The following is a 17,650-nucleotide window of genomic DNA, read 5'->3' as shown; positions in this document are numbered from 1 at the left end:
GGCTCTGTCGCGCTCGATCGCCTGCTATTTGACCGTGAAGCGGATCGGCAGCTTTACGGCCACCGATTGACCTGCGAACGTATCGGGCGGCGCAGGAAACGGCTGCGCACGCTGCAGCAAGGCGATGGCCTCGCCGTCGAGCGCACTGGAGCCGGAGCTTTGCGTGACCTGCGCATCGCTGACCAGCCCCTTGCGGTCCAGCATGAACCGGACCTGCGTGATCCCCTGCTCGTGCCGGGAACGTGCGGCGTCCGGATAGCGCTTGTTGCGCTCGATCAACGCGAGGATCTGTGAACGCCAGGTGGCGATCGTCTGCTCGGCCTTGCGGTCCGGACGTCCCTGCGTCGGCGCCGTGGCCACTGGCGCGACGCGGTCTGCAACCGCGGCCGGTGCGGTGGTAGCGGCCGCAGCCTGCTGCTCGGGCACGGCGTCGGGCCGCGCCTTGGTTGGCGCATCGACAACGGCCTCGGGATTCTGCGCCGGCGGCAGCTCCGGCGTGTCCTCAGGTAGCGGCGTGTCGGGCTTTGCCTCTGGCCGGGCCTCGGCAAGCGTCTGCTCGGGACCGGGCGCAACGTCCGTGGGCGTCGTCAAGGGCGCGGCCGAGACCGGTGCAAGATCCACCACAATTGCGCCGGATGGCTCGGCTGGCTCGACGTTGTCGGGCTCGCGCCATGCGATCAGGGATGCCGTGAGAGCGCCGTACAGCGTGAACACGACGAGACCGGAGAATGTCCAGCGCCTCAGATCGGCGACGTCGTCGGCCGCAAGAGCCATCATGGCGCGGCCGACTGCTCCAGGCCGACCAGCGCCACTTTCAGATAGCCGGCCGTGCGCAATCCGTTCATGACCTGCATCACCTCGCCATAGGGAACCGCCTTGTCGGCGCGCAAAAATATCCGGCTGTCCTTCCGGCCCTCCGTCGCGGCATCGAGCGCGGCCGCGAGCGCCGCGCGGCTCACCGTCGCCTCGCCGACCAACAGCGACAGATCGGGCCTCACTGTGAGATACACCGGCTTGTCCGGGCGCGGATGCGGCTGCGCGTTCGAGGCCGGCAGGTCCACGGCGACATCGACGGTGGCGAGCGGCGCCGCCACCATGAAGATGATGAGCAATACGAGAATGACGTCGATGAACGGCGTCACGTTGATGTCGTTGACCTCGGCGAGCTCGGCGCCGGACTGGTTCAGATTGACCGCCACCGGATCACTCCGCGGCCGCAAGGTGCGGTCGTCGCACGACGATCGTGCCGCCATCGAGATCGCGGCCTGCGAGCCGCGCGATCTCCGCAACGCCGTCACCGAGCAGCGCCCGGTAGGCGCCGATCTGGCGGGCGAAAAGGTTGTAGATCACCACCGCCGGAATTGCCGCGACGAGCCCGAGCGCGGTTGCCAGCAACGCCTCGGCGATGCCGGGCGCCACCACTGCCAGATTGGTGGTCTGGGACTTCGAGATGCCGATGAAGCTGTTCATGATGCCCCAGACCGTGCCGAACAGGCCGACGAAGGGTCCGGTCGCACCGATGGTCGCCAGCACTCCCGTGCCGAACGCGATGCGCCGGCCGGCGGCGGCCTCGATCTGCTGCAGTCGCGACAGGATGCGGGCCTTGATCCCTTCCCTGTCCATGCGATCGGTGCTGAGCTTCAGCTCTGCGACGGCGCCATCGAGCAGCCGCGCCACCGCCCCCGCGGGCACCGTCCGCACCGCGTCTTCGACGCTCCTGGCCGCAGCGAGCTCGCGCAGCGCGCGTCTCACGTTTCTGCGCGCATTGAGCAGCTCAATCGTCTTGGACAGCCATACCGTGCAGGTCACAAGCGTGGCAAAGGCAAGTCCGATCATCACGGCCTTAACGACGATGTCGGCCTGCAAGAACATGCCCCACGGACTGAGGTCGCGGGGCAAGACAGCGCTTACGATTGCCGCGCCTTCGGGCAGGCTCTGCGCGTATGTCGGTCCCGTGGCTGCGGCCCAACAGAGCAAGACGACCGACATGCCGCCAGGAAGGCCGGTCGAAGGCGCCGCCCTCATCGGCACACCTGGATGGACGCAACGGCGCGAGATTATCGATGATTGCATTGAATTCGGCTCTCCAGCAATTACGCTTCTACAATACTATGTAGCACTCGCTACGTCTTGCTGTAAATGCTAAGATAGGAGTGCTACTTGTGGTCTGAGGCCGTCGTTGCATCCTTCGGCCGCGCTTTCCCGCCTATCTGTCATGACGGTTTCCCGCGGACCGCACCAGTTTCGCGACAGCACGATTTCAACAAAGCGCGACGAACGCGACCGCAATCAATTGAAAGCACGGCAAGATCAACGAATCCGACCGATATTCCGTTGCTCACAACGGTCTGGTTCCTGGTTTCAGCTATCGGGATCTGGAAGAGATGTTTCGCGAGCATGGCTTCGAGGTGGATCACACCACGATCAACCGCTGGGTCTTGGCCTACGCGCCGATGATCGAGAGACGGCTTCGTCAGTTTCGCCGTCACTTAAGGCTGGGCTGCTCTATTGATCAGATTCCATAAAACTGGATCGCCGGATGGCGTCACCACTTCAAGCGCGCAACAGCCCATGGACCATTTTTTTCGGGGTTCATGCCACCAAAACGCAACGGCCGCCTCCCTTCCTGGGCGCAGGCTAGCACTGACCGTTCACCTCACAGGGGCGCGCAGCGCCAGGATAGTTTTTAGAAGGCGCGCTTACCAAGGCGGGATTGCTGATCGCAAAGAGACGATCGACCGCGAGCACGATCCGTCGATCACCCGGCAGGCGGTAGTCTTGCAGATCGGCCGCGGCAGCGTTTACTACCTGTTGCGGCCGGTGCCTGACGCCGATCTCGCGTTCATGCAACGTCTCGACCGGCTGCACCTGGAGTTTCCCTTCGCCGGTTCGCGAATGTTGAGCGGCCCGCTGGCTGCCAAAGAGTGCAAGATCGGCCGCCGGCATGTCAAAACGCTGATGCGGCGGATGGGGACGGAGGCGCTCTATCGCCGTCCCCGGACCACGAAACGGGAGGCCGGCCACAGGATCTATCCCCACCTGCTGCGCAGCATGGTGATTATGCGTCGGGACGATGGACAACACCGTTCGGGATCGGGATTATCGCCGTCTCAGAAGCTCGAGGACCCGCTGCAGCGCCGTAAGCGTCCGGCGTAGCTTTCAATTACCCACATTTGACGTCGGATTTGAACAACGCGCCGCGGGCGAGATCTTGAATCGGCAGAATCTGTTGTGATTCATTGTTGAGCACCTGATTCGGAAGCGTGGGGTGTTCGATGGGCTTGGTGAGGGAACGCGCGGAGGCGCGTGCTCGGCGATTGACGACCGGTATCGAGACGTAGGTTGATCGGGAAGCTGCGGGATGCAAGTTTAAGGATGAGCGGCTTGGCCGCCGGTTCGGCAAGCTGCTCGCACAAATCGAGAGCGACATGGGTCAAAGCATCCCGCTGGTTTGTCAGGACTTGGCCAACACGAAGGCCTCCTCTCGCTCTTCTCCAACGAGCGGGTCAATGAGGCGGATATTCTTTGCGGTCATTTCGAGGCGACGCGCGGGCGCGTAACGGCGATAGAGGGACCGATCCTCGTCCTCCACGACACGACGGAATTCGGCGTCAAGCGCGAGAAGCCGGATCTGATTGGCTTTACGGGTAAGACGGCAGGGCGCACGCAGTGCGGCATCCTGATGCATTCGAGCCTCGCCGTGACGACCGAGGGGCTTCCGCTCGGTCTGGCGGCAATCAAGTTCTGGACCCGCAAGAAGTTCAAGGGGACGACGGCGCTGAAACGAAACCACCTGCGACACGCGTAATCCGGTGGCATAGACTGTCGTCAACGCTATGCGGCTCTTCAGGCTCGGGATCGCCTCCAGAAAGCTCACCACTTCGTCGGCACTCAGCACGAACGGCAGCTTGCGTGGCTGCCGCGCGTAGGCGATGCGCTCCGGGATCGTGCTGTGGCCGAGCGTCACGCCGTAAAAAAAGCGCAACGGACAGACAATCTGATTAAGCGCAGGCCATGATATCCCCGTCGCCACCAGATGAACCTGGAACGCGTGGACATCCTCCAAGCCCAGATGGTCGGGCGATCGGCCAAAATATCGGCTGAACTTCGATACGGCGTTGAGATATGATCGCTGCGTCGCCGGCGACAAGTTGCGGACAGTCATGTCCTCGATCATGCGTCGGCGGAGAGGGCTCAACTTGGCCATCGGAAAACCTCCTGTCTAAAGGGTTGGGCTCTGAAAACCCTCGATCCTCTCAGACAGGAGGCGGCCGTTACTACCACTCCTCAAATGCCGCGCCAGCGGCTTCGTTGTGTGCCGGGCATGTTCAATAGCTCGGAAGTGAAAGTCTTCCACCCAACCTGATGGAGGTGAAGGGATAGAGAAATGCAAGGGCTGCCGCCGCGAGGCGGGGTTGAAGGAAGCGTGGATCAAAGATGCGGGCCGATGAACAAGAACCGGATATGAGGCGCCAGTGTCGGACGAGCGGGCAACACATCGCGAAGTCTATATCCATCAAAGATGCGAAGCGTAGATCCGGCGGTCGTGCATCGAAGGCGATTGAACTTACCCCGAGAGATCTGCCCGGCGTCGCTGTACGGCGACTGAGACGGCCGCGAGGTCGTCTGACCACCTGGCAGAAGTCAGCAGAGGGCGTAATAGGTCATGCTGTCGGCGAAGCTATTGAGGCACTCCAAAGCTGAAAAGCGGAGCAACGGATAGGCAGAGCCGGAAACGATGGCTGAAGGCCCGAACGAATGAGAGTGGCAAGTAGGACCGGCACCTCATGAACGGAAAGCGGCAGACAAACCAGCAACAACTGGCCTCAGGCACGGAGGGTCGGGGTGAAACCCCGGCTGCCGCGACCGGAGGAGCCGAACCGTCTGTGGCGATGACGGCGACCGAAAGCCCGGCTTTCCCAGAACATCTGATGGAGGAGGTGTGTAGCCGCGAGAACCTTCAAAGAGCGTGGAAACGCGTTCAAGGAAACAAGGGAGGTCCTGGTGTCGATGAGATGACCATCGACGTCGCCAAGGCATTCCTGCGTGAGCACTGGCCAGCAATTCGGCTCGAATTGCTCAACGGGAACTATCAGCCCGGCCGGTTAAGCGGGTGGAAATTCCGAAACCGGATGGTGGGGTCAGAAGGCTCGGCGTTCCCTGTGTCGTCGACCGCCTGATTCAGCAAGCCGTGCTGCAGGTTCTTCAAGAACAATGGGATTCGACGTTCTCCGAGCACAGCTACGGATTCCGGCCGGGACGGTCGGCGCACCAGGCCGTAGCCCAGGCACAACGCTACATCGCCGAGGGCTACGACGTTGTGGTGGATCTCGATCTGGAAAGATTCTTCGACCGAGTCAACCATGACATCTTGATGTCGCGCGTCGCCGCACGGGTGACCGACAAGCGCGTGCTCAAACTCATCCGGGCGTACCTGAATGCCGGGGTGCTGGAGGACGGCCTGATCAGACCGGTGGATGAGGGGACCCCTCAGGCTGGGCCGCTCTCGCCCTTCCTCAGTAATATCGTGCTCGACGATCTCGACAAGGAGCTGGCTCGACGTGGCCATCGGTTCTGTCGCTATGCCGACGACTGCAACATCTATGTTCGCAGTCATCGCGCCGGCGAGCGGGTCATGGCTTCGATCACTCGGTTCCTGACCGACAAGCTTCGGCTAAAGGTCAACGAGGCCAAGAGCGCGGTGGCACGACCAGAAGAGCGCAAGTTCCTAGGATTCAGCATTGCGAACGACGGGAGCGAACGACGCATTGCGCCGAAAGCGCTCGCTAAGTTCAAGAACCGGGTCCGGGACATCAACGCCGGACGCGAGGCACCAATCTGGAACGGATCATCAAAGACCTCTCGCCTTACCTCATCGGATGGCGCGGGTACTTTGCGTTCTGCCAGACTCCTCGCGTGCTCACAAACCTGGAAGCCTGGATTCGCCGGAGACTGCGAATGTATCTCTGGCGACAATGGCAGAACGGGCACAAGCGATTCACGGAGCTTCGCCGCCTCGGCATCACGAAGTTCGCCGCATCGATTGCCGCCGGTTCACCAACGGGGCTCTGGCGAATGTCCGGGCACCCGGCGGTCCAGCATGCCCTGCGCAACCACTTCTTTGACGCTCTCGGTCTCCCCCGAATACTGGTTTCTGGGCCAGCTTAACTCAGTCGAACCGCCGCGGTACGGACCCGTATGCCAGGTGGTGTGGGAGGGGTGGCGTCGCGAGACGTCCCCCTATCCCGATCAATCCCAAATCGATTCAAGCTAACCCATCCCGCTCTAGCCCTGACTTCGGGCGTGTAAACGCGGCCTCCGCTGCCATCCTAGGACTGCAGCGTAGCTTCTCCGCTTCTGAGACTAACGACTGGATCTGCCAAGCCGTCGCTCCAACCAAAGACTGTAACGCGAGCCGCCGTAGCCGATCGCAAAGTAGATGACAGCGACGACCAAGTAGGCCTCACTATAGAATCCGATCCAATTAGGATCGGACGCCGATGACTTGGCGGCGCTCAGAATGTCGACTAACCCGATGACGGCGAGCAGCGATGTCGCGAGCAGAAATCCGATCGCGTGGTTGACCAAACCCGGGATGATGAAAAGCAGCGCCTGAGGCAGTAAGATCAGCTGCATGGATCGCCAATAACCTAAGCCGAGCGCGGCTGCAGCCTCCTCCTGGCCAATATGAACGGTCTGAAGGCCACCACGCACGACTTCGGCGACATAGGCGGTCCAGAACAGGGTGATCATGATCATCGCGCGTGGCATCTTTTCTAGGGACTGACCCGCGGGAAGTGCCATGGGCAATATGAGCGTCGCAAAATAGAGGATTGCGACCATCGGTACCGCTCGCATGACCTCGACATACGCGACCGCGAGCATGCGTACGGCGCGCAGTTTCGAGCGCCGCGCAAGTGCTACCAAAATAGCCAGAGGAACCGAAAGAGCGAAGCAGACTACCCAGACCAATAAGGTCACAGGCAATCCGCCCCACTGGTTCGACGATACCGCTGATCCACCAGGGATGCCCGCCAGGAGCAACCAGCACAAGATGATGACGGTGGGCCAGCCGATCAGAAGCTGTCGTCGCCAAAAGCATGGTATCGCTGTCACCGTTAGCAGGGCAACCAACAGCAGGCAGACCAGCGTAGGCCGCCAATAGAGTTCAGCCGGATAGAAGGCAAAGATGATGAAGCGTATCTTGGCTGTCACGAATGCCCAACACGCACCATCATGCGCCATGCAATCGGTTGATGTGCCACGCCAAGTTGCATCCAGAAGCAGCCAGCGCACAAGCGGCGACAGGGTCCAAACCACCAGCAACAACACAAGGAGGGTGACCAACGAGTTCAACCAAGTCCTAAACAGACTCGCCCGAGACTTGGTCCAGCACGGTGCTGACTTTCCCGCGCGGATCCGATCGAGCCCAAACGCCGTCATGCCAACTTCTCACCGCGCAGCGCGACCCTGCTGTTATAGACACCCATCAATACCGACACGAAAAGATTCAAGCTCAAGTAGAGCACGACGACGATCAGCAGCGCCTCGAACGCCTGTCCGGTCGTATTCGCCGTCGTATTGACGATGTTCATGATGTCCGGATAGCCAATCGCGACGGCAAGGCTAGAATCCTTGACCAGATCGAGATAGCTGGACGTACTCAGCGGAGTGATAACGCGCAGAGCCTGCGGCAGGACGACCAGCCGGATGATCTTACCGCGATGAAGTCCAAGCGCACGAGCAGCATCCCACTGCTCTTCACGGACTGAAAGGATGCCGGCGCGCACGATCTCGGAAATGATTGCAGAGAATTTCACCGTGAGTCCCGCAAGAAGTGCCGCGAACTCCGGCGTCAAGCTACATCCGCCCTGAACATTGAAGCCGCTTATTGTTGGAATCTCGAGTGCAACGCTCGTGTCCGTGACGAAGACGATTGTGGCAAGCAAAACGATGGCGAGGATGCTCACTGATATCGGCGATAGAAATCCAAAAGGCTTCTGGCGCCAACCCCACCACACCAAGCCGATCCAGGCGGCTATAACGGCAACGACAAGCAGTATCGTCCCCCAGGAAAGAGCATGAACGATCAGTCCGGGGACAAACAGCCCGCGATTGGTCAACAAAACAGAATGGAACAGTACGATTGCGCGGCGCGGCACCGGAAGAGCATGAGCGAGTGCAATCCAGAAGAAGAGCTGCAGCAGAAGGGGCGTGTTGCGGACGATCTCGACGTACGCGCGGACCAAGCCGGACAGTGCCAGATTGCCGGAAAGTCGCATCACGCCGAGCGCTACGCCGAGGATGGTTGCCAAACCGCACCCTAGTAACGCGATTTTCGCCGTGTTCACGAGCCCTACCACAATCGCTCGTGCATAAGTATCTCCTGCGTGAAACGCTATCGTGCTTTCACCGATCTCGAAATTCGCGGCACGAGTCAGGAACCCGAACCCCGGAGCGCTCCCGACCCGGGCCATCGTGCCAGCTATATTGGAACCGAGCACGAAGAAAATCGCGATAAGCGCAAGGACAATCGCTATCTGGGTCCCGGGTCTCGGACCCAACCAGGCCGATATCCGTCGCCGCAGCCACGATCTCCTGCTCACGCACGCAGGTTTGAGCGCGACATTCATGATCCAGGCTTATCAGCGGAATGGTGGGGAATAGAGCAAACCACCATTCGTCCAAAGTTTGTTGTAGCCGCGCTCCCAGCCGAGCGGCTTCAAGTGCCGATCAAAGATCTCGCCGTAATTGCCCACCGTCTTAATGATGTTGTACGCCCATTTGGGATCAAGCCCGATTGCTTGCGCAAGAGAGGTATCGACACCGAGAAACCGTTTGACGGCGGGATCATCAGACTTGAGGAAGCTGTCGATATTTTGCGAGGTAATGTCCCATTCCTCGGCTTGGATCGTGGCATTCACCGTCCAATTGACGATTTCGAGCCAACGATCATCTCCGCCAGCAATCGCAGGTGCCAGCGGCTCCTTGGAGAGGCGCTCGCGCAGGAGAACGTAGTCGTTTGGCTTCTTGAGTTGAGTCAACTTACCGGCGAGATCCGACGCATCCTGCGTGATAGCATCGACGCGGCCGGACTCGAGCGCCGCGACGAACTCGCTTGTATCCTCGATCGTCACCGGTTTGAAGCTATGCCTGTTTTTCCGAAATCTGCCATATTCAGCTCACCCGTCGTACCGCTCTGAATGCCGATCGTGGCGCCATCCAGCTGCGATGCTGACGACACGCCAGTGTCCTTTCGCACGAGAATTGCTTGCCCATCATAGAAGATGGTCGGCCCAAAGTGGAAGCCAAGCTTGAAGGCGCGGGTGATGGTGACGGTTACGCCGGACAGCAGCACGTCAAATTCGCCCGCCTGAAGTGCAGGAAGGCGTTGCTGAGGCGACGAACTCGTGAACTCTACTTTGTTGGCATCTCCAAACACGGCAATCGCCAGCGCGCGCCCGTAGTCGACGAAAAAGCCCTGCCACCGGCCATTGTCGTCCGGAGAAGAAAAACCCGGCGTGGTACCGACGCCGATTTTGACAACTCCGCGCGACTTAATCCTATCGAGAGTGGGCCCAGCTGAAGCGGCGGTCGACATGGCAAGAGAGGCGCCGACAAGCGACGCTGCAATCAATTTGCACCAAGTGGCGCGGGCGGACATTCTTGTCTCCTGATTGTGGCGGCACGTCGCTGCGGAAGCGCTCGAGACGGTTCCGTTCTAACTGACCGGCTCAGCTCCTGAGCAGATACCGGATCACCACCAGATGGTCATATCTCATGTAGCAACCCCGTGGGCGCCGCGTGACAACCCGACTATCCAATGAGCAATCCGAACGGTCAATGGAATGGCTATCTAATTTCGCGCTCACCATGGCTCGGCTATTCTAAGTCCACGGGACAATGACGAATGAACGTCACATCGCTCTTTGATCTCATGTTTGGGCGGGATAGATTCCCGAGCGCAATTGCGCAGCCGACGCATTTCGAGAAGTCTGCAGCGGTCTTTTTTTGCTCGTCGTCGACCCGTAGAGCGATATCGCCGAGCCGCATCGAGGAGCGACACTACACAGTTGGCACTCAATTTGATGGGGAGTTTCGCCGCCGCGGGTCTCTTTAAAAAAGTCAACCCACGCATTCTACCAATGCCTTAACCGAGCGTCGCCAGATCGGATTGCGAACGTCGCGCTAGGCATTGTCGGCCAGCGTGACACCGAGCTTAACTGCCATAGTCTCGATCGAAGCGGTGCTGCGCTTCAATACTCGTGCGATCTTTCCAACAGGTGCCCTCTTGCTCGCCAGTCCCCGGAGCTTGTGTTTCTCAACGGCCGTCCATGCACGGTCATCAATCCTAACCAGGGGAGCCCTGATTTCCACAGTGCGTCTCAGATCCACCTTCACCCCCTGACCGCACAAACCTCACAACGAGTTCGCGCGTTTGCATCTCCCGACGAGTCGAGACATCCTTCCGTGACGACGGAGAGAACATTACGACAGATTGTCGAGATTGTGTTTTCAATAATTGTGCCGCACGGGCAAACATTCCAGAGCAATAATCGCGAAGCGAAATTCACCTTGTCTATCGGCATCGATAGTTGGCGCGATGATCAAGTGGGATCGTGTTCGGTGGGGCTGCTCCCGAATTTGCCTCGCGCATCTTCGATCGCGGTGTGAAGCCGACACGTTGGTTTGCACTGATGTTTTCACAGCTTGCCCATGCGTCAACCAGATGTCTCGACCAACGATGTTACGCCGCACGCACCGACGCATCGCATTCGAAGTCAGGAGGAGCCGGACCGACAACCGTTGACAGTATGCTGATCAACGTCATTCCGGTGGGAAGTCGACGCTGTCGCGATGAAGGATACAGCGCGCTTTGGCCATCCGGGGAATTCGGGCGCAATCAAGAGTAGGTGCTCGTCCAGCACTTCGATAACAGACATTCCCCGCGGGAAACGCGACGCGGGGGACGGTCTAGAGAGACCCGTGGAGTCGAATTCAAGCACCCCGAGCAAGCTCTGCTGGCCCGGCGCCACGCACCTTTGGCCGGCTGCTCCTTTCGGACGCTCAGCTGGTTGTTAACGCGCTTGATGGTCGCCGCGAGCGCCGCTCGACGAGCGCCCGCGCCGCGCGTTCTGCGGCGCGTGCGGAGCCGAAATGACCGCCGTCGAGGCTGTCGAAGGCGCGCTCAGCCGGTCGATCCGCCGCATCAGCTCAAGGTCGTTGTCGTTGGCCGGCCGCGGCGGCCGATATACGCGCGATCGCGCAACGCCCAGCAGTTGGCATTGCCGGCGGATCGATAGACTCTCATGATCGCGCTGAAGCAATCCTCGGCGATCCGGCGCGCTCATCTTCCGGACCCACTGGCTAAGAAATCTCGCTCTGCCGTCAATTGTCCGATCTTGGCGTGGAGCTTCTCGACCTCCAGTTCGTGGGCCGCCTCGCCATCCCGACCAGCGCCCGCGTCGAACGCCCGAACCGCTTGATCCTGAAGCTGCTTCTTCCAGGCGTAAATCTGGTTCACATGCACCTGGTAGCGCTGCGCAAGTCGCCAACGGATGTGGACGTGGCGCATACCGCGGACCAAATGGCGCTTGTCACTCGTTCGGGACCGGACCTTACCCGCGCGGCTACTTCGGGCCGTATCGCAACGCTTACCCGTTGGAACGGCTGCCCTCCGGGCTACTGGCGGGAGCCGTGGGGTCGTTGTCGCGACACGCCATATCATGGTCGTCTGCCGGGCGGCGGCTGGAAATAGCTCGGGACTCGCCCAATGGACGGTTTAGCGTCGGGATGTGCATAAACGACGGTTTGTGCTCTGAAGATGCCGCTTGGCGAGTTAGCCTGCCCTCCTATAGGAAGACAGTTCCCGTGATGTTCGGTATCGGGATGTAGCGGACCCCGCTACTCAAATCCTCCAGTTTCTATGCTAGCCCACCCATCATCCGCGATCGCGTCCGCTTGGTGCTACCGCGAAACTGCGAAATTGACCTTGCGACCTAGATTGGCCTTGACAGCGACGATGGCCGATTACCTTGAGACATGATTGGGGCGCCACGACAGGCAGAAGCCGCTTCGGCTCGAGACACCAATCGATCCAAAGTGGCGCACGCCGAGGCGAAGACTGGACTTCCGCCGATTACACGTTAGCCGGTCATTTCTCTCTGGTCAGTTTGTGGTGAGTTTTATCTTCGAGCGTCAGGACGCTATCTGCGTGAGATGTCGACCGGAATGCGAAGGATTGCGCATCGAAGAAGCCCGGCAAGTAACGCCTAAACCATGAGGACCAAGTCCATTTGAGAGCTGATCACCCGCAAGGTCCAGAGCGCCCCACTCCGGAGACGGTGTGGCGCGCGTTAACGAACTCTGCGAAAGAACATGGCTCGCGGGTGACAACGCCAGCCCCTACTTCTGGTTGCAGCTCTTCCGAGGTGATTTGGGTTGCTCTCAATTGCCCGTTTTGTCGCGTCCGCGACACATGATACTCGACCGACGGGGCTGCCCCGCTCGCGGTTAAGTCGTTGAATAAAATGCAGGACGGCTTTTCGGGAGCTCTTCCCGGGCAGTTGGCACGACTCTTGAGTGTGTCTCGCTGCCCCGCGGCAGGAGCTGCCGACCGGCATCACTGATTGATCCTCATTGAGAGGAGGCAACAATGAAGACCGATATGTCAGCCTACGGTGTGACTGTGAAATGGACCTGCGGAGCGGAACCGCTTGAGCCGGTTTGTTAGTTGGAAACTGACCGCTCCTGATTACTTTCTATCACGCTGCCAGAGACTCTGCCCGCTGCTGTTGCTGTGGACACGTGGTCAACGCGTCAGAGGCTGGGCAAGAATTCTCGGCCGCCGATGGTGTACGATTTGTCGCATGACGATTCGTGCATTCAAACGCGGTTCATGCCGCGAGCAGACCAGCCTCCTGCCACCGCGTATCGAGGAATACATCGACGCGACTAACCCGGTGCGGGCAATTGACGCCTACATCGCCAACCTTGATCTGGTTGCACTGGCCTATAACGGCGACATCGGCCATATCGACGATGTTAGTTTCGAAGACAGCGAACTCATTGCAAGATTCGACGGCCGCACGGTCATTTATGGGTTTGGCGAGCTAGACACGCTGGTGCCGGCCTACGCAACCATCGATAAGAGCCAGGGTTCGGAATACTTCGCCGTTGTGATCCTGGTGATGACGCAGCATTACACCATGCTGCAGCGAAACCTGCTCTATACCGGCGTCACCCCAGGGCAAGAAGCTGGTCGTTATGGTCGGTCAGAAGAAGGCCGTCGCCATCGCGGTTCGGAACGTTTCGGGGCGAAGGCGGTGGTCGAAATTGAACGAGTGGCAGGCATCAAGAACATTGTCGATGCCGATAAGATGAGGGCCGACTATGAATGTACGCAAAGCGCATAATATTTGGATCGAACAGTGCGAGGCGGCTCAAACGATCAAGGTTCGATTCGGGCTCACGGCGGCCTTCGACTACGTTGTCGGTGAGAAGTTGATGAGCTTTGCCAGTGCTGCCTCCAGACATCCCGACTTCGCTCGGGAACTGCCGCGGTTTGTTTCCGAGGTGAGACGCATGTTTACGCCGGATGAGATTGGCGCACAGTTAGCGCACATCGAGCGTTCGCGTAACGAAAGGAACGTTGATGTTTTGGAGGAGGATGATCTTCTCCGTGAGGGTCCTGCCGCAGTCGCGGAGTGCGTTCAGCAGTTCATGCTGGTCAAGGAATTGCTGACCGCACCCATGCTCGGTACTTCGTGACAGAATGGCAAATTACTTTTCGATTGGCGCGCGGCTTACCTCCAAAATCGTGGACATTCCCGGTCGTAAGGTCTCACCGTCATGATGACGCTGGAACTCGTTCTTACCCCGCATGGTTTGCTGACGCTGCGTCAAACGGCGCAAGCTCATGCGTTAGAGCCCGATCAGGGCTTGCGGCTGGAGGCAGCATTTTTAAGGGGCTCGGGGCACGGATTGTTGTGGCTCGGCGCCGACGAAGTCGCGACGGTTCTCCCACCGGTGTTGTCGTATTGGCGAGAGCTCGGAATACGCTACATGACTGCACTGTGCGCTCTTCCGGGTGTTGGAGACGGCCGCACCAAGCCACCTGTGCCGATCCCCGCCGACGGCGAGTTGGACACGATGGCAGCGGCCGTTCCGCCTATGACCGGCGCGGAATACCTGACGACGTCTGTCCTGGCCAATCTTTGGCGTGGTTTGGATGCGGCCTTTGATGCCGAGTTGGTGCAAGCCAAGCTCTCCGTGCAGGAGTTCCTCAAGAGCCGTCATCCGGCATGGAATTTGGTTGGGCGCGTTCATTTCAACCTCGCGGAGAACCGGAAGGACGAAGAAGCCCCGTTCGCGTTTCTCGCGACCTACACGACCCGACTCTCGGTTGAGGCCAAGGCCCAGCATCTGCCGCTCGGCAAAGCCTTGCAGGAGTATTCAGGTGCGAGGAACCGCCAACGCCTGCTCTCGCTGCTGATGCCCGTCCAGCGCGCCGCCGAGAGTTGCCCTTGGTTGAAGACGATGGTCAATGCCGGCGATATCTTTCACCCGCTGCGCTGGAGCCCACAACAGGCTCTGCAATTCCTGAAGGATGTTCCCGCGCTCGAAAGCGCCGGGGTGGTCGTGCGAATGCCCGCGAGTTGGCGTATGAACCACCCCGCACGCCCGCAAGTGAAAGCAACGGTCGGGGGCAATGCGCCATCACAGTTGGGGATGGACGCGCTGCTCGACTTCCGAATGGAGGTGACGCTCGAGGGCGAAAGCCTCTCGAAGGCCGAGATCAAGCGACTCCTGGCGCATGCCGATGGATTGCTCTTAATCCGTGGCAAGTGGGTCGAGGTCGATCATGAACGACTGAATCGCACACTCGAGCAATTTGAGGCCATCGAGCGCCGCGCCGCTGCCGATGGTCTTTCGTTCGGTGAGGCGATGCGAATGCTGGCTGGGGCTGGCATTGCCGGAGATAAAACTGCCGCACCAGCCGACATCGATTGGAGCCAGACCGTTGCCGGCCCCTGGCTGGCGGAGACGCTGGCGACCTTGCGCCATCCCGATTGGCTCATGCGGGTCGACCCCGGTCAATATTTTCAGGGTACGCTGCGACCCTATCAGCAGTCGGGTGTGCAATGGCTCTATCTGCTAACGCAGCTCAAGCTTGGGGCTTGCCTTGCCGACGATATGGGGCTCGGCAAAACCATCCAGGTGTTGTCGCTGCTGCTGCTGGTAGTCAAGAATGAGGACAGGGCAAATCGGAAACCTTGCCTGCTCGTAGCCCCCGCCTCGTTGTTAGCCAATTGGGCCGCCGAGATTTCCCGATTTGCGCCAAGCCTGAAAACAGTCGTGGTCCATCCATCAGCTGCGCCGTCCGAGAAATTGAACGCATACAGTGCGGACAAATTCTCAGACGTCGATCTCGTAACCACGAGCTACGGATTTCTGACGCGTACGCCTTGGCTAGAAACTACTTCATGGCGGTTTGTGGTGCTCGATGAAGCACAGGCCATCAAGAACCCGGCTGCCAAGCAGACAAAATCGGTCAAGAGGCTCAAGGCAGAAATGCGCATTGCGCTGACCGGCACACCCATCGAGAATCGGCTCGGTGACCTTTGGTCGATCTTCGACTTCATTAATCCTGGTCTGTTGGGATCGTCGAAGGAATTTTCGGCATTGGTCAAACGCCTCGCCGACCGGCCACATAACCCTTACGGTCCGCTCCGCGACCTGGTGCGCCCCTATATCCTGCGACGGCTGAAGACCGACAAGAGCATCATTGCCGACCTGCCCGACAAGACCGAGGTGAAAACCTTCTGCCCCTTGAGTCGCAAGCAGGCGGCGCTCTATCAGCAAGCAGTGGCAGAGCTAGCCGGCCATCTCGAAGAGGTCGATGGAATAAAACGGAGAGGCATCATCCTAGCTTTTCTCATGCGTTTGAAGCAAATCTGCAACCATCCATCGCAGTGGCTCGGCGACGGCGCGTGGAACGAGGAGGATAGCGGTAAGCTTGGGCGTCTGCGCGACATCGCGGAAGTGGTTGCCGCCCGGCAGGAGAAGGCACTTGTCTTCACCCAGTTCAAGGAGACAACGGCGCCACTAGTGGCGTTCCTGGGCTCCATATTCGGCAGGCCCGGCCTCGTCCTGCATGGCGAGACAGAAGTTAAGAAGCGCAAGGACCTGGTGCGCCAATTTCAGGAAGACGAAGACGTCCCGTTCTTCGTGCTCTCGGTCAAAGCAGGCGGCACCGGGCTCAATCTCACAGCGGCCTCGCATGTCATTCATTTCGATAGGTGGTGGAATCCGGCTGTCGAAAACCAAGCCACCGACCGTGCCTTCCGAATCGGACAGACCAAGAATGTGCTTGTGCACAAGTTCCTTTGTCGCGGCACCGTAGAGGAAAAGATCGACCATATGATCGAGTCGAAGAAACAATTGGCTGGGGATTTTCTCAGCGGCGGAGCTGACATCCTGTTGACTGAGATGAAAGATGAGGAGTTGCTTAAACTCGTGACTCTCGATTTGGGTGCGGCGATGAAGGAAGGGGAATGAATGAGCTACTACGGGTGGCACGCCTACGTGCCGGTAGCTGAGAAGCGGCGGCAGGCAGAACGCAAGTTGGCCAAGCTCAAGAAGCAGGGACGATCCGTTGCGCCCGTGACGATCGAGGGACGCATAATCACCAAGAGCTTCTGGGGCAAGTCTTGGTGCGTCAACCTCGAACGATACAGCGACTATGAGAACCGCTTGCCGCGCGGCCGGACCTATGTCCGAAACGGCTCCGTTATCGACCTGCAAATTGCCAAGGGTGAGATCTCGGCAATGGTCGCCGGGTCTGAACTCTACCAAATCAAGATTTCCATTGCACCGGTTACGCGGGCACGCTGGAAATCCATCTGTCGGGACTGCGCCGGGACCGTCGATTCGCTAGTTGAGCTCCTGCAGGGCCGCTTGGCGAAAGGCGTGATGGACCGGGTCTGTCGAGAGGGTGACGGCCTCTTTCCGTCGCCGACGGAAATCAAGCTGTCCTGCAGCTGTCCAGATTGGGCAGACATGTGCAAGCACGTTGCGGCAGCACTGTATGGTGTCGGCGCCAGGCTAGATGAAAAGCCTCAGCTTCTTTTCGTGCTGCGTGATGTGGATGAAACTGAAATGCTCGCCAGCGCTGGACAAGGTTCTCCGCTAACAACGGCGCCAGGCGCAGCGAAGGTGCTTGATGAAAGCGATGTCGCCGCTCTATTCGGGCTAGAGATGGCCGAAACTCCCGATACCCCAAATCCTGCCTTCACAGTCCCAAAGCGACCCCACCAGTCCAAGACGCAAAAACGCAAGATATCTGCCGGAAAGACCAAGCCAGCAGCGAAGACCGATGTCGCCTTACATCGCGCGACTCGGGCCAGTTCGGGAACGAAAAAGACAACCCGAGCAAGTGCCAGGAAACGGCGCACTCGGCGGCGACAAGAGTGACGCCATCGAGACTGAAGCCGGCCGCCTTTGATGCCTTATCCAAGGCAACGGCATACGGAATGGCTTCAGGCTTCTTTAGCCGCTTGGCGAGTTTTTTATGCTTTTAAGAGCATATTATCGGACATTATGAGCCCTTAAAAGCAAATTCTCGAAAAGTTCGTAAGATCCGTATATG

Annotated in this window: 11 protein-coding genes and 5 pseudogenes; 9 read left to right on the top strand and 7 right to left on the bottom strand. The window is 59.3% G+C overall.

Annotation, left to right across the window (positions count from 1 at the left end):
* Positions 1-24: 24 nt before the first annotated feature.
* The 3 genes from ACVJGD_RS42230 to exbB are packed head-to-tail and all read right to left on the bottom strand — an operon-like array spanning position 25 to position 2,025.
* Positions 25-777, bottom strand: coding sequence for a TonB family protein (locus ACVJGD_RS42230; RefSeq protein ID WP_456639605.1), 753 nt, complete (start codon positions 775-777; stop codon positions 25-27).
* Complete coding sequence (gene exbD, locus ACVJGD_RS42225; RefSeq protein WP_456639604.1) at positions 774-1,199, bottom strand: TonB system transport protein ExbD; 426 nt, start codon at positions 1,197-1,199, stop codon at positions 774-776. Before exbD ends, ACVJGD_RS42230 begins: the two co-directional genes overlap by 4 nt.
* A 4-nt stretch (positions 1,200-1,203) precedes the next feature.
* Complete coding sequence (gene exbB / locus ACVJGD_RS42220; RefSeq protein WP_456639603.1) at positions 1,204-2,025, bottom strand: tonB-system energizer ExbB; 822 nt, start codon at positions 2,023-2,025, stop codon at positions 1,204-1,206.
* Positions 2,026-2,363: 338 nt separating this feature from the next.
* Here exbB and ACVJGD_RS42215 point away from each other — a divergent pair.
* Positions 2,364-2,486, top strand: a pseudogene (locus ACVJGD_RS42215) (IS6 family transposase); the annotation flags it as partial.
* 199 nt (positions 2,487-2,685) lie between these two features.
* A pseudogene (locus ACVJGD_RS42210) lies at positions 2,686-3,060 on the top strand (IS3 family transposase); the annotation flags it as partial.
* Positions 3,061-3,454: 394 nt separating this feature from the next.
* Here the strand turns inward: ACVJGD_RS42210 and ACVJGD_RS42205 are convergent.
* A complete protein-coding gene (locus ACVJGD_RS42205) occupies positions 3,455-4,207 on the bottom strand; it encodes a phage integrase N-terminal SAM-like domain-containing protein (RefSeq protein WP_456639602.1) in 753 nt (250 codons plus the stop codon).
* Positions 4,208-4,787: 580 nt separating this feature from the next.
* Between ACVJGD_RS42205 and ACVJGD_RS42200 the strand changes: the two genes are divergently transcribed.
* Positions 4,788-5,180, top strand: coding sequence for a hypothetical protein (locus tag ACVJGD_RS42200; protein ID WP_456639601.1), 393 nt, complete (start codon positions 4,788-4,790; stop codon positions 5,178-5,180).
* Positions 5,114-6,274, top strand: coding sequence for a group II intron reverse transcriptase/maturase (locus ACVJGD_RS42195; RefSeq protein WP_456639600.1), 1,161 nt, complete (start codon positions 5,114-5,116; stop codon positions 6,272-6,274). Before ACVJGD_RS42200 ends, ACVJGD_RS42195 begins: the two co-directional genes overlap by 67 nt.
* An 89-nt stretch (positions 6,275-6,363) precedes the next feature.
* Here the strand turns inward: ACVJGD_RS42195 and ACVJGD_RS42190 are convergent, their stop codons facing one another.
* The 3 genes and pseudogenes from ACVJGD_RS42190 to ACVJGD_RS42180 all read right to left on the bottom strand — a co-directional run bounded on the left by ACVJGD_RS42190 (position 6,364) and on the right by ACVJGD_RS42180 (position 9,601).
* Positions 6,364-7,347: an amino acid ABC transporter permease gene (locus tag ACVJGD_RS42190; protein WP_456639599.1), complete on the bottom strand. Its 984-nt coding sequence runs from the start codon at positions 7,345-7,347 to the stop codon at positions 6,364-6,366.
* Positions 7,348-7,439: 92 nt separating this feature from the next.
* On the bottom strand, positions 7,440-8,633 hold the full coding sequence (locus ACVJGD_RS42185) for an amino acid ABC transporter permease (protein ID WP_456639598.1): 1,194 nt from the start codon (positions 8,631-8,633) through the stop codon (positions 7,440-7,442).
* 12 nt (positions 8,634-8,645) lie between these two features.
* Positions 8,646-9,601, bottom strand: a pseudogene (locus ACVJGD_RS42180) (amino acid ABC transporter substrate-binding protein).
* Between the two features lie 1,946 nt (positions 9,602-11,547).
* On the opposite strand from ACVJGD_RS42180, the pseudogene ACVJGD_RS42175 reads away from it, so the two are divergent.
* From ACVJGD_RS42175 to ACVJGD_RS42155, 5 genes and pseudogenes are all read left to right on the top strand, one after another.
* Positions 11,548-11,758, top strand: a pseudogene (locus ACVJGD_RS42175) (GCG_CRPN prefix-to-repeats domain-containing protein); the annotation flags it as partial.
* 1,255 nt (positions 11,759-13,013) lie between these two features.
* Positions 13,014-13,383, top strand: a pseudogene (locus tag ACVJGD_RS42170) (ATP-binding domain-containing protein); the annotation flags it as partial.
* Between the two features lie 9 nt (positions 13,384-13,392).
* Positions 13,393-13,770: a hypothetical protein gene (locus ACVJGD_RS42165; protein WP_456639597.1), complete on the top strand. Its 378-nt coding sequence runs from the start codon at positions 13,393-13,395 to the stop codon at positions 13,768-13,770.
* Between the two features lie 81 nt (positions 13,771-13,851).
* Positions 13,852-16,560 carry a DEAD/DEAH box helicase gene (locus tag ACVJGD_RS42160; protein WP_456639596.1) on the top strand — a complete coding sequence of 903 codons (2,709 nt, stop codon included), beginning with the start codon at positions 13,852-13,854 and terminating at the stop codon, positions 16,558-16,560.
* Complete coding sequence (locus tag ACVJGD_RS42155; protein ID WP_456639595.1) at positions 16,561-17,475, top strand: SWIM zinc finger family protein; 915 nt, start codon at positions 16,561-16,563, stop codon at positions 17,473-17,475.
* Positions 17,476-17,650 lie beyond the last annotated feature (175 nt).

The organism is Bradyrhizobium sp. USDA 10063 (genome assembly GCF_054063735.1).
This window is presented reverse-complemented; position numbering and strand designations above follow the sequence as displayed.

Excerpts from the sequence above, each read along its gene's own strand:
- ACVJGD_RS42160 (WP_456639596.1), top strand. The coding sequence starts at position 13,852 with ATGATGACGCTGGAACTCGTTCTTACCCCGCATGGTTTGCTGACGCTG.
- ACVJGD_RS42155 (WP_456639595.1), top strand. The coding sequence starts at position 16,561 with ATGAGCTACTACGGGTGGCACGCCTACGTGCCGGTAGCTGAGAAGCGG.
- ACVJGD_RS42230 (WP_456639605.1), bottom strand. The coding sequence starts at position 777 with ATGATGGCTCTTGCGGCCGACGACGTCGCCGATCTGAGGCGCTGGACA.
- ACVJGD_RS42185 (WP_456639598.1), bottom strand. The coding sequence starts at position 8,633 with ATGAATGTCGCGCTCAAACCTGCGTGCGTGAGCAGGAGATCGTGGCTG.
- ACVJGD_RS42200 (WP_456639601.1), top strand. The coding sequence starts at position 4,788 with ATGAACGGAAAGCGGCAGACAAACCAGCAACAACTGGCCTCAGGCACG.
- exbB (WP_456639603.1), bottom strand. The coding sequence starts at position 2,025 with ATGAGGGCGGCGCCTTCGACCGGCCTTCCTGGCGGCATGTCGGTCGTC.
- ACVJGD_RS42165 (WP_456639597.1), top strand. The coding sequence starts at position 13,393 with ATGAATGTACGCAAAGCGCATAATATTTGGATCGAACAGTGCGAGGCG.
- ACVJGD_RS42205 (WP_456639602.1), bottom strand. The coding sequence starts at position 4,207 with ATGGCCAAGTTGAGCCCTCTCCGCCGACGCATGATCGAGGACATGACT.